This window comes from Dyadobacter luteus (assembly GCF_003383615.1).
GTDB lineage: Bacteria > Bacteroidota > Bacteroidia > Cytophagales > Spirosomataceae > Dyadobacter > Dyadobacter luteus.
Genome location: NZ_QNUL01000026.1, coordinates 85255 through 99337 on the forward strand (window position 1 = coordinate 85255; position 14083 = coordinate 99337).

The 14083-nt window shown below is 44.8% G+C and carries 4 protein-coding genes; 3 read left to right on the top strand and 1 reads right to left on the bottom strand.

Annotated features, from left to right (window positions below; all coding sequences use genetic code 11):
* Nucleotides 1-168: 168 nt before the first annotated feature.
* Entirely contained in the window at nucleotides 169-1722 is a 1554-nt protein-coding gene (locus tag DSL64_RS23420) for an OstA-like protein (RefSeq protein WP_229217204.1), read from the bottom strand.
* A gap of 193 nt (nucleotides 1723-1915) precedes the next feature.
* Between DSL64_RS23420 and tilS the strand changes: the two genes are divergently transcribed.
* From tilS to DSL64_RS23435, 3 genes are all read left to right on the top strand, one after another.
* Nucleotides 1916-3259, top strand: a complete 1344-nt coding sequence (gene tilS, locus DSL64_RS23425; protein ID WP_115833377.1) for a tRNA lysidine(34) synthetase TilS — start codon at nucleotides 1916-1918, stop codon at nucleotides 3257-3259.
* Between the two features lie 712 nt (nucleotides 3260-3971).
* Nucleotides 3972-8339: a T9SS type A sorting domain-containing protein gene (locus DSL64_RS23430; RefSeq protein ID WP_158547975.1), complete on the top strand. Its 4368-nt coding sequence runs from the start codon at nucleotides 3972-3974 to the stop codon at nucleotides 8337-8339.
* 516 nt (nucleotides 8340-8855) lie between these two features.
* Complete coding sequence (locus DSL64_RS23435) at nucleotides 8856-13994, top strand: T9SS type A sorting domain-containing protein (protein ID WP_115833379.1); 5139 nt, start codon at nucleotides 8856-8858, stop codon at nucleotides 13992-13994.
* Nucleotides 13995-14083: the final 89 nt, after the last annotated feature.

The following is a 14083-nucleotide window of genomic DNA, read 5'->3' on the forward strand; positions in this document are numbered from 1 at the left end:
TTCAAAAAATTAGGAACGTCCCCTCGCTCTGTATTCCTGTCAGAAGTATATTACAAAAATATATAGAAATATATGTATTTTCAAAATATATTGTGCAAGCGGGCATCTTTATTTTTAAAAGGAAAAAATCGTGCCCACAATGGCTCAAAAGCCCTTAAATATTAATTTTTATTCTAACCACATGGTTTTGCCCCTGGTTGGCTTGTCTCCGATCCGCCAGTTGAAACCATCAAGCTGTCTTTCCTGTGGTTTTATCTTTGTTGGTGGAATTAATTGCCCATCCGGTTTCCCGATGAATGCAATCCTCCTTACCTGATTTTCTTCAAACTGCAGGTTCATTTTTCCACAAATTACCCTGTTAAGTCCGATCATTTTCTGTTTATCATCAATGGCGTAATAAACACTTTCGCCATTACCGTCCACTAAAACCTGTTTGAGGGCATTCTTCGCTTCGAAATAGGCATTGATGGTTCGGCCCTTTACCTGATTGTATTGCTTTACGAGCGTATCCTCAGTTATTACGAAGGCCTTGCCTCTTAGTAACATCCTGTTAATCTCATTGTTCACCAAAAAAGCGGTGATCGTGTCGGCTTCCATCTGGTAATAATCATTGCTCCAGAGAATTGGCTTTTGGAAAAACCTGATCACCGAGTCGGCTGTATTGTAGGTGATCGAATCACATTTTCCCTGGAAATCAGATTTATATATGAAAACGTTTTTGTTTCCCACCAGCTTTCGCGTGCTGTCGCGCTGATTTTCATAAGAGTACAGTGTATCAGCCCTGATGAAAAGTGTGTCATTGGAAACTACATTTCTTACATATGCATGTCCGAAAATTTTAGAAAAACCCGCATCTTTCCAGTAGTATCCCTCGTCACCATTGAGCACGGTATTATCTTTTTTTGCCACAATCACCACATTCCCTTTCCCCTGGCCATTGTTGGTTTTGCCATCTACAGCCAGTGAGTCAGCGGTGAGGGTATACGTCTCGTTGTCAACCGTTGTTCTTGTACTGAATGACGACTGGGTCGTTTCTGTATTGTATCTGCCTTTTGTCCCTAACACTGTTCCGTCTTTGTTGACAATTTTAGTTTTTCCAAAGAAGTCAGACCATTTGGTTAGTGAGTTGTAAAGCAGCGTATCAGTGGTTAGCGTATACTTTTTATTAACGAGCTTTACTTTTTTGTAATAAGTGAACTCCTTTGTCGCTGTATTGTAAAATCCTTCCTGGCTTGTGAGTATGTTTTCTTCATCTACAGTGCGACCAGGTTGCCTGTAATTGGCTATGCCGGCGGCCATGTCATACTCAATTTTACGGGTTGTCAGCGTTCTTTTCTGATCTTTAAGTACTGTTTTGCGCCCGCTTACAATCGCCATTCTTGTATTTCCGTAATAAAACAGTGTATCACCCGTCACGGTGACAGTATCGCCCTGGACAATTTTTACGTTTCCATAGGCTTCAATCACATTGGTATTAATATTCTGAATCGCGAGATTGCTATGCAGAAATGCTCCCTTGTGTTTAAAAATACCATTGATAACCCTTCTGCTGTCTACGCCGTTTTCATTGATAATTTCGAGCTCGTCCGATTTGATTATTTCAACCAGATCTTCGCCCGGTGCAGACTGGGCAGGGGCTGAAACCCGCTGTGCAACAGCTGACAATGAACTTAACAGGAAAACAAGGAACGCCAGTTTATACATATTGTCTTTGATAAACATGACGCGTAAAAGTTTAAAAGGGTTGCAAGCGTTGCTATATATTTTTTTATTCATGTTGCTTCTGTTTCCCTTACCTTTGAACCTACATTTTTAACGGTAAGGGCGTTGTTCTGATAATCCGTTCTTCTTTTCTGAGAAGAAGTAATTCTTTAATGAATAGGGCAAAATTACATCAATAAAGTTCCACGGTCATATGTTAGCTTCTTTTTTAACTTTTATTAACCAGCTCGGAGTTGACCTGAACAGCAAACCAACCTTACTTACAGTAAGCGGAGGTGTGGATTCTGTTGTGATGGCCGACCTGTTTCATTCAGCAGGATTAAAGGCTGCTATCGCACATTGTAATTTTGGATTGAGAGGTGAAGATTCAGATGGCGATGAGTTGTTTGTGAAGGATCTGGCGAGCCGCTATCAGTTTCCTTTTTATGTCAGACATTTTGAGACAAAAAGTTACGCAAAGCAAAACGGTGTTTCCACGCAGATGGCTGCCAGGGACTTACGTTATAATTGGTTTGAAGAAATAAGAAAGGACGGTTTCGGGTATATCGCCACTGCGCATCATGCGAACGACGCACTGGAAACGGTGTTGCTCAATCTGGTGAGGGGAACAGGGATTGCCGGACTTTGCGGTATACACCCGGTGAAAGGAAATCTTTTGCGGCCCATGTTATTTGCCGATAAAGATCAGATTATTGCCCATGCTCATGAGCGCGGATTGTCCTGGCGGGAAGATGTATCCAACGACTCTGTAGACTACAAGAGAAATCTTATAAGAAAAGCAGTAGTGCCGGTGTTAAAACAATTGAATCCGTCATTGGAAGATACATTTCAGGTTACAGCTGAGAAGATCAGAGCTGCGGATGGGTTGCTAACTGCTCATTTGACCGATTGGAAAACTGATTTTGAAGAAAAGGAATCGGGAGAACTGGTCATTCCGAAAGTTAAACTGACTGGAATACAGGATGCAGCCTATTTGCTCTGGTCGGTTATTGAGGACCTGGGTTTCTCGTATATTCAGTCCAGACAAATTGTCTCTGTTATGGACGGCGAACCAGGGGCGTTCTTTTTCTCAGCTACGCATCAACTATTGATAGAAAGAGATGCTCTGATTGTAAGAGCGAAGTCTGTTACGGAAGGCAAAATCAGGACGTATATGAATGGCGTTGGAGAGTTTGTGTCCGACGGCGCCAGAATTACCGTCACAGAAGTCAATGGCGAAATAGAACCAGGCAAAGACCGGCATATCATTTATCTTAAATCGGAAGCACTTAAATTTCCTTTGATCGCCAGGAACTGGGAGCACGGAGACGTATTCTGTCCTTTCGGAATGAAAGGGAAAAGGAAAAAAGTCAGTGATGTACTCATTGACGCCAAATATTCCAGGTTTGAAAAAGAGAAAGTAAAAGTGCTCACCGATGCTGATGGACAAATTCTCTGGCTCATAGGAATAAGAACCGACGAACGCCAGCGAATAGGAGAGGGCGTTCAACAGCTTTTCAGGGTGGAGTGGAAGGAAAATGCAATTCGTCTAAACTGAACGCTGAGCTTTCACAAAACTTTTGAAAAGGAGCTATCCACGATAGTTCCTTTTTTTTGTCTCCACCCATTTGTAAAGGTGTACATAGGAAATTTCGTTTCCAAAAACGCTTCAGGTTGGGTACTTAATCGTACCTGTCAGTATAAACTGTCTACAGATCAACTGCGTGGTTGTGTGGTGAAAACTATTTTTCATACTACATTTTTATCGTAAAATCTCTATGAGGTAGAATGTTTAACTACCTGATAACTAGATTTAAATAGGGTGTCCTTCTCCTCTGTTGCGTATTTGTTCGCAGTGTAGCCGCGAACCGGTTACATAAACGGTCAAAGCAAAATTTTTCGACCATAATTGAAAATTTTTTCACCTATCCGAGTCGTCAAAAGTTAATTATTTAGCACCTGTTTATAGACGAATGTTTGCTGTATATGTAAATATGTTCATGCATTTGTTTGTTTTTCCTCACATTATAACTAAACCACTCATACATGCACTAGACATTATCTTCTTCTCATTCCTTCATAGCGCTGCTTGCTATGTGGGAGTACCTTCCCGGAAAACCATACTGAAAATCAGTATTGGTTCTCAACTAGCTTGATTTCGATACACAACTATTCCAATCAACAAATTTTCTATGCTAAACTATTACACAACACAAAACTGCTTAGTCAGAAACGTCAGTCGCATGGTATGTGCGGCTGTCCTATTATTGATGGCAATTACTTTTGCTAACGGGCAGCCTTGTCCAGCAATTCCTGCAACTACAACAAATCTTAACTTTGTTACAGGTACCAACGACACGCACGTATATCCTTCGATCCGCCCATCAGGCAGGCCTGGAGTTAACAACGCGGGCGGAGGTATTTTAGGCACGTCGGCAAGTGCAGGAAGTATTTATCCACTTAAAACTTTCACTGTTCATCCTGAATGGACAGATGGGACGATGGGCTGGACCGTACTTAGATTTGAATATCTGGTAACACGCGGTGCGGCATTCGAAATTAAGGTATACAATGGCGATGGGACTTCCACAACGCCAGTACATACCGTAACACCGGCAAACGCCGCCAGCTACAGGGATCAAGCCACTGACGTGGCTTTCACGCACGCCTACCAGGGACCTGTAACGGTGACGTTTCAAAGTACCTCTCCCGGTACTGCTGATAATTTTGATATCGAAATTAATTACCAAACCGGTGACAAACTCATAACGACTCCGTTGGGGTATCAGACTACTTACTGGGAAAGCTATATTACGCCCAACTCGTATCTTTTTATCGATTCGAAGCCCGGGTCTGCTTCCACGAAAGCAGTTGGTTACTTTGGTGCAAACAAACAATTGGTTTCAAGCGAAGCATCATGGTGCATCGACTACGGAAAGGGATCACCTCGCCGTGGCAATTTTTTCATTGGACAGTACCGGTATTACCCCACTGCACGCCCGGATCTTGATAACGACGGAACTGTCACGAATGATGATAAACTCATGACTGCGCGACTGATTTACATTCTTCAACACGCGCCTACCCCGTTAACTACTTTTGCGAATAGCAACGAGGTGCGGGCGGCTATAGATGACATTACGCATTTTAAAACTGGTGGGCCGGCTTTAGCAGCAGCGGCGATTGCTGCCATCCCAAGTCTGCGTTCCCCGGCGGAACCTACTTTCTCGATCACAGGTCCTGCGGCACCTGTGCCCGCGGGAACTAGTCAGGATTTTGTAGTCAACCTGACCAATGATGGCGGGCACCCGAGGGTTTACAAACTGAAAATCCCGGCTGGTGTAACAGTCAATTCCGTTACCGGTACAGGGGTAACCTACAATAGCGGGGATCAGACCATCACGTTTGGCTCTGCTACTGGCTCAGCCACGGTTAAGGTTACCAGCGTCACTGCCGGAACTGCCACGATTGGTGTAGCTTATGAACAACCAGGTTTCTGGAACGTTGATAATCTCGTTGTATTTGAGCCTTGTGACTCTCATCCTACCCATCAAGGCTTCTTAGGACTGAGCAAATCGGAAAAGCCTTATCCGTTCCGCGAAGCATCAGGTACCTGGAGCGCTGCTTTGGATTACGGTGACTTGCCAAATGGCTATGCTACCGCCAGTGCATCCAACGGACCTTCCCACGCAATTACTGCATACAATGCAACCACACATACATCCAGCCTGATGCTGGGTTCTCAAATTGATGCGGAAGCAGATGGTGTAGCAGGTGCGGTAGCTGATGGTGATAACATTGCAGGCTTAAACGATGAGGATGCCATTACACAGTTTCCTACACTGGCTATCGGTCAAACGACTTACAGCGTTACAGTACCGGTTACAAACACAACTGGAGCGACTGCTACCGTAAAAGGCTGGATTGATTTTAACCGGGATGGTGCTTTTGGTGCCGGTGAAGAAGCGACTCAGACTGTTAATAATGGTGGTACTTCTGTTACACTTAGCTGGTCGGGCTTTACTCCTGCGGCAGCTGCCGGAGCTGTCTATGCACGTTTCCGTATTGCTTCTGTTGCCTCCGAAATTGCTTTGCCAACGGGAGCAGCCAACAGTGGAGAAGTAGAAGATTACAGATTGTTTATCGGCGTTACAGTTTCAGGAACCGTGTTCCACGACATGAACTATAACAGAATCATTGATTCAGGCGAAAATTTCACAAGCCTGCCTGCACCGATGTATGTATACATGGTTAAGGATAACGTCATTGTGGATGCGGCAACAGTAGCTGCCAACGGTACTTATTTACTTACTGCCCCTGCCAACGGGACTTCTGCGATACACCAATCTGCACTTCAGTATCCTATCGGCACAAACACCAGCACCACTCCGATCGACCGCACACCGCCAACCGATTGGAAAAGGACAGGTGAAAATGCCGGTGGTAATAACAATGGTACCAACCCGGACAACACTGCTGACGGTATACTTTCAGTTACCGTGACCAACGTAAACCTGATCAACAGAAACTTTGGTATTATTGGCAACGCCGGTGCAAGTGGTGGTTATGATGTCTGTATATCAGATCAATCCGTCCTACCTCTTGCCGACTTCATTTATGGACAAGATCTCGGGGGAACATGGTCATATGTGTCCGGATCTGGGATAACTTTCAACGCGGCTGCAGGTACTATTCAATTGACAAGTTCGGCAACGACAAGCACCTATCGCTACGACGTTGGTGGAAACTTTAGCATCGCAACTGTTCGTGTCAGACAGCTACCGGTAAAAACCCAAAGTATTACGATTTGCGAGGGGCAGTCCTATTGTGTCACAAACCCTGCCGGAGGAGATGCCAGAGTGATTGCACGTGGGGATACATACTGCCACACGACAGGTGGTGTGTATACGGACACTTTAAGTATGGCTGGTCAATATGGTTGTGACAGTATTGTGGTCACTACGCTGACAGTTATCCCAACACCGAATGCAGGTGCGGATGGTAATACAGCTGTTTGTTCCAACAGCACCACACCAATCAACCTGTTTGACCTGATCACAGGCGAACAAACCGTCGGTGTATGGGCCAGAACATCGGGTACAGGCGGTACTTTCAATGCAGGCGCGGGCACATTCACCCCGGCAGCTGGTGCAACGAACAGCACATTTAGCTATACCGTTACGGGTGCTAATTCATGCGGGAGCGATGTAAGTGTTGCCACTGTCACGCTGAACAATTGTTCTGTACTCATTGCCGGAAGTGTCTGGAATGACGGTAATGGCAATGCTGTAAAAAATGCAGGTGAATCTCCGGTAAGTGGAAATAACACCAACAACGGCGGTGCCTCAGTGCCAACCGGCGGAAATGTTTATGCTAATCTGGTGGATGGAACCGGTGCAGTATTGCAGTCGGTTCAGGTGAATCCGGACGGAACTTTTGCCTTTGCCGGAGTTGCTCAGAACCTTCCTTACAAGGTAGTTCTTACAACAACTTCTCAATCTGCCGGAACCGTTCTTACAGCCGGAAGCGGACCTGCCAACTGGCTACCGACTGGTACCAGCCTGAACGGAGTACCAAGTGCAGGCAATACAGCCTATGTTATAGATCTTGGAACTGTAACGGCGAATGTAAGTAATGCGGATTTTGGAATCCAGAGACCACCGGTAGCAGATGCGAAGACTTTCGTGGTAGCTAATACTGCATTTAGTCCAACACCTTCGTCTCCTTTCCCTGCGGTGACAGGTTACCAGGCTATTCCGGCTTCTTCGTCTTCTTTAACGGGTTACCCAACGGGAGGTTCTCTTTCCGGATCCGATGCAGAGGATTGTGCTGCTGCTGGTACTTGTAACACAGGAACGGGTACGACGTTCACGATAGAGACGATTAATTCGAATACCAAGCTGTATTACAATTTCGGATCAGGACCAGTAGAAATCACCGGAAACACTGTAATACCAAATTTCAACGTAAATAATCTGGTGATTTATGGACAAAATGGTGGCGGAACTACCGGAAACGAATTTGGTTTCGAGTATACCATTACAGACAAAGCAGGAGTTAAAAGTGCTCCGGTGGTCTACGAGATCCAGACACAATCTGCGCTTCCTGTAACGTTGATCAGTTTCGATGTAGTGGCAGAAGGTAAAACTGCAAATCTGAAATGGGCTACATCAAGCGAAGCTAACAGCAAAGGTTTTGAAGTTGAGCGCAGTGTAGAAACCGGCTCATGGACAACAATCGGGTATGTTGCGTCGCAGAACAGTAACAGCAGTTCTCAGCTGACCTACAATTTCAGTGATGCATCGCCAGCGAGAGGCATCAATTACTATCGTCTGAAAATGATAGACCTGGATGGTACTTCTGCTTACAGCCGCATCAGATCGTTGAAAGTTGATAAGGCAGCGATGAGTTTGGTAGCTTATCCAAACCCTGTTGTGAATGGCAAACTTACCATTGATGTATCAGGTTCAGGATCGTATCAGGCAGATGTATACAACCTGAGTGGTGTGCTTGTACTGCAGCACAATCTGGGTGCGAGTCGTGAACTGAATGTGAGTAACCTTACTTCCGGCATGTATTTGCTACGGGTTAAGTCTGCTGACGGAGAAGTGAAGACAAAGACATTTGTTGTGAAATAAAAGTCTGTTGGATTATTGTATACAGAAAAGGCATGAGGTTTTGACCTCATGCCTTTTCTGTTTTATCCTCTTAAATATATTTTAAATTCAAGCTGTTATTAATTCATAAAAAGTAACATTTAAGTGTGATTTTTTATGCGTACAAAAAAATCAGTCTTTAAAGGAAAGAATTTCTACCATTTGTGTCATGTAAAATATTAATATTTATCACTGTGAAAAATTATCATTTTAACTATCTGCTTATAGTGTTTAATTTTTTACGATAAGCATAACAGACCTAATTATAGTTTTCAATTCATTTAAGTGTTATTTGTGTAAATAATTAATTATTGTTTTGGTAATCAGTTGTTTGTGTTTTCTAGTTGATGCATACTGTATTTTTTATTTATAAAATATAGTATGCATTTGTTTTTTAAATATTCGTCATTAATTTATTATTAATGATTTTAAAAGGATAGGTAATATTCCTATTGTATAGATAAAATTTAATTCTAATTGAACCAAAAAAGTAACGTTATGAAAGTTGACATTTACAAAAAGTATTATCTCCTTTTACATTATTTGAACAGGAGGAGGTTTCGGATACGGGAGTTGCTGTTTTTTATTTTATTGCTTTCTCATGGTGTAATTGTCAGGGCGCAGGTCATCACTGATTATGTGATTAGCGGCACCGTCTATCAGGATACCAATGGAGCCATAGGAGGCGTAGGCGGCACCCCCATCAATGGCACAACTATTCCGTTGTTTGTCAATCTGTATCGTCCAAACGGGAGTTTTCTGGCGAGTGGGAGCGTCGCCGTTAACGGTACTTATTCAATTATTGGAGTTACGGCAATGAATGGTTACCGCGCGCAATTGAGTAGAGTTCAAGGAACCAGTAGCAGTACTTTTTCGGCCGGGGCGCCATTACAGAGTGGTCTGGTAAATGTAAGCAGCAGCGAAACACCGAGCGATGCAGATGGAGTAATAACAATTAATGCGCCTGGCAACATCAGTGGTAACAATTTTGGAATCCAGTACGCACCCATTGCAGGAAATGGAGCTAATATAACTGCAAATTTGGGTGGCACTTTGCAGGCAGCTGTACCGGGAAGCACGTTTAATAATCTGACGATCAGTCGTGATCCGGATGGTACGTTAGAGAAAATCCGAATTACTGGTTTTCCTACAAATACCACAAGCATCGTGATCAATGGTACGTCTTACACTTCGGGTTCATGGCCTGCCGGCGGTGTGACAATATCTACTACGGCAACGGGTAGTCCCATTTGGCCTATAAGTGTGGATCCGAACTTTGAAGGAAATAGTAGCACTGTCACCATTAGTTTTGTAAGTATAGATAATGCGGGCAGCCAATCCTCCAATATGGGAACTGCAGTAGTTAGTTTTACCGCACCGCCAGTTAGCGTTACCGGTACAGTGTATGAAGATACAAATGGCAACGCGATCTTGGACGGGACCGAAGCAGGTACCAGGGCCAATGCTACAGCACTGTATGCCTATCTGGTAAACAGCGTTGGTACTGTGGTGTATGCGGGAGAAGTGACTTCGAATGGAACTTACAGTTTGCTTGCCAGTCAGAATCAGAGCTATACCATACAGCTTTCGGCTTTGCAGTATCCAGTAGGTACCAGTGTTTTGATAACACCTGTTAATCATAATTTACCAACGGCTCCCAAATTCTGGATCAACAGCAGCGAGAATGGCAATAACAACAGTGGCCCGGGTGATGGTACTCCTGATGGAATATTGGCAGTTACGGTAGGTACGAGTAACGTTGCCAACCAAAATTTTGGTTTAGCGGACAGGTGTGATCCGGTTGCTTCCGGATTACCGGATTCGGATGGAGACGGAGTAACTGATGTGTGCGATCTGGACGATGACAATGATGGTATTCCTGATACTGATGAAAATGCTTGTGTAAGCCTCAATGCACTGTTGGGTGGCTATCCTGGCAATGTGACAATGATATTGCCGTCTCATTTTGGTGTTCCGAACAGTGGTACGCCTCAAATAGGTCTTTCCCCCATGACTGCTGATCTCAGTCATCTTTTCGGTTACCCCAATAACTCCGGTGCTGTAATTATTACTGTAACCAATGCCAACGTACATCCCACCTCCGATGCATTTTATGTACGTGGAGATTTGCCCGTAACAAAATGGCATATCGGTGGTTCGGTGGCATCAGTCGGTGTTGTAGAGCATGGACGCGAATATTATGGTAACCAACGCAGGACCATCAATCTTAAAACGCATCAGTCAGGATTAACCAATCAAACGGCAACGCAAGCGAATGAATGGATAAGCGGAGTGAATGCCAACGAATTTTACCTGGAGAACACCAACAATAGTTATACTCAGGAAATTTCGAGGACAGACGGGACCTTATTCCTTGCACTGCTGGATTACGAAGAAAAGAATTTTGAACTTCATACCAATGATGTGGGGCTGGCGCACTGGAGCACCTATTTTGTCAGAATTACAACTGAATGTGATAATGATAAAGATGGTATTCCTAACCGCCTGGATTTGGATAGCGACGGTGATCTTTGCTTCGATGCCATTGAGGGGACGGGTAACTTCACTTACGCGGACGTGGACGCTAATGGTCGTCTTACTGCATCCACAAACGCAAACGGACAGCCGGCTGTTACGCCGCAGGGTGTTGGAAGCAGCCTTAACGCAGCAGTGCAAAATTGTAATTTCAGCATAAGCGGTACCATATTCAATGATAACAACGGTACCATCGGAAATGCTGACGGTGTACCAGTTAACGGAACTGGCACCGGAGCCAATCCTCTTGATCTTGTAGTGAATCTGTATGATGCTTTAGGAAATTTCATTACCAGTGCAGCAGTACAAAGCAATGGTACCTACACCATAACCAACGTTCCGACCAATACAGGATATCAGGTGCAGTTGAATACGGCAGCCAATGTAGGCCAGGTTGGAGAAAATATCACTGCTAATCCAGGTACATTGCCAGGCACTTTTGCACATGTGAGTAGCAGCGACAATGTAACTCCGACAGATGGTATCAATATAGTGGATGTAACACAGGTGGTTACCGGCATTAATTTTGGTATTAATGAACCACCCGTCGCTGTAGGAACTTCCCCTTCATCGCAGACCAACCCTGGTGGTACTACAAGTGTGGATGTAAGCAATAGTTTCGTCGGAACTGACCAGAACAGTGGTAATATCACAAGTCTTACAATTACAACTTTCCCAACTGGTGCTACCAGTATTACGGTAGTTACAACAACCTACTATCCGACCCTGGGAGACATTCCCGGAGGGTGCTCAACCTGTGCTGTGTTCCCGCCAACTGGTATTTCTGTATCTACCAGTAATGCTGGTGTTCCCACTGAGCCCATCAGTGTAGATCCGGCTGCGGACGGTGCAACTTCGGTGGGTATTCAGTTTACAGTTACTGACAATGCAGGATTGGTAAGTCCTCTAGCCACACTGAATGTGCCATTTGGAGCTTCCACTGTGCTTACAGTTAGTGGTACGGTTTACAATGATGCGTTTGGTCTGAACGGGACGCCTTCCAATACCGTTGATGGCACGCCGATGCAAACGGCTACGACCTCACCGCTGCACGCTAACTTGTTTACAGCAGGGGGGATTTTTGTTACAACTGTAGCAGTGGATGCATCAGGTAATTACAGCTTCCCGGTAGCAGCCGGTACCGACTATCTTGTAACAATAAGTTCTACGGCAGCTGTAATCGGCAGTAGCCCGGAAGGTTCTGTTGGTTTGCCGGATGGATGGGTCAACACTGGCGAGTTTGTTGGATCGGGAGAAGGAAATGATTTGACCCCCAATGGTATTCTGGCGGTTAGCGTAGGTGCTTCGAGTGTTGCAGATGCCAATTTCGGTCTTAACCAACGGCCATCCAGCAACAATGTGAGCCATGTCCTAAGTTCACAACCTGTGCAGGGTATCGAAATTTTACTGGATGGAACGGATGCCCCCCTGATGAATGGTAGCGACCCTGAGGACGGTACTTATTTGGGAGCAACAGGAACACCAAATAATAATCCGCAGGGAGTTGTGATCACCTCTCTGCCGACCAATGGCCAATTGTGGTACTATGGTTTTGGTGCGCCTGTTGTCGTTGATGCAACGTATGTTACCAATGGTACTTTGTTTGATGATCCAACGTTATTTACTGTCGTGCTTACCGGACCTGGCTACACGAGTACCAGTTTTAATTATGCTTATGTGGACGCAGCAGGTGTTGCAGATCCTACGCCTGCAACCTATGCCATTAGCTGGGTCGATCCACTCACTCCTGCTTTGACGGGTACAGTCTATAATGATGCAAATGGTCTGAATGCGGAACTGGATGAGCATGGAAGCCCTATTACGCCTCTCAACACTGTGGATGGTACGCCGGTTGGATCTGCCGGCACGACGCCACTTCATGCAAACTTATTTACTGATGGAGGCGTCTTTGTGGAATCGGTTCCTGTGGATGCATCCGGAAATTACAGGTTCATTGTCGCCGAGAATACAGATTATATCGTCACGATCAGTACCAGACCATCGACAAGTATAGATACGCCTGCAAGTTCTGTTCTATTACCTGCCAACTGGGTTTATACAGGAGAAAACGTGGGAAGTGGAGAGGGGAGTGATGGTACACCCAATGGTATCCTGTCCGTGAGTGTGGGTACTTCAAATGTAGCCGATGTGAATTTTGGAATTGACCAGCGTCCAAATACAAATAATGTGACACACGTTTTAACCACCCAGCCCGTAGCAAACGTTGATTTCATGCTGGACGGAGTAGGAGCGCCATTCATGACCGGTAGTGACCCGGAAGACGGCACCTATACGGGCAACACAGGTACTGAAAACGATCCACAGGGCGTAGTGCTTACATCATTGCCAACAAATGGAACGTTGTGGTATTATGGTTTTGGTGTGCCTGTTGTCGTTGATGCAACGTATATTAGCAATGGTACTTTGTTTAATGATCCAACGTTATTTTCTATTGTACTGACCGGCTCTGGCTACACGAGTACATCATTCAATTATGCCTATGTAGATTTTGCCGGTGTTGCAGATACTACCCCTGCGACCTATACCATCAGTTGGGCCAGCCCGTTACCAGTTAAGCTTGTTAGTTTTAATGCTTCTCAGGAAGGACAGACTGTTAATCTCAAATGGGTAACATCCAGCGAAGCGAATAGTGAAGGTTTTGAGATTGAGCGAAGTGCTGACGCATCCTCATGGACAAAAATCGGCTACGTGTATTCACAGAACAGTAATAGCGCCAGTCAGCTAAACTATACTTTTCATGATGGAAAGCTGTTGAATGCAATCAGTTATTACCGTCTGAAAATGGTGGATCTGGACGGGAAGTTTGCGTACAGTCAGATCAGGTCTGTAGGTTCTGATAAGGCTCAGAAGACGATGGCCGTGTATCCGAATCCAGTTGCAGGTGGTAAATTGACTATCGGTGGGTTGGGAGCAGATGCAAGTCAGGCGGAGATTTACAACCTTAACGGGATACGGGTACTGCAACAAAACCTGGATGCAGACCGGGAGTTAAATGTAAGCGTACTATCATCGGGTATGTATCTGCTGCGCGTAAAATCAGCGGATAACCAGGTACAGACAAGTACATTTGTAGTTAAATAGCTAAGCGTGTAGAGAGGGTGTCTCAAATCAAATTGAGTCACCCTCTTTCATTTACTTAAACTTCTTTGAGGATTTGGTGTTTAAAAAGC

What these genes read in the sequence shown, in the direction of transcription:
- DSL64_RS23420 (WP_229217204.1), bottom strand. Translation starts at nt 1,722, where the DNA reads ATGTTTATCAAAGACAATATGTATAAACTGGCGTTCCTTGTTTTCCTG.
- tilS (WP_115833377.1), top strand. Translation starts at nt 1,916, where the DNA reads ATGTTAGCTTCTTTTTTAACTTTTATTAACCAGCTCGGAGTTGACCTG.
- DSL64_RS23430 (WP_158547975.1), top strand. Translation starts at nt 3,972, where the DNA reads ATGGCAATTACTTTTGCTAACGGGCAGCCTTGTCCAGCAATTCCTGCA.
- DSL64_RS23435 (WP_115833379.1), top strand. Translation starts at nt 8,856, where the DNA reads ATGAAAGTTGACATTTACAAAAAGTATTATCTCCTTTTACATTATTTG.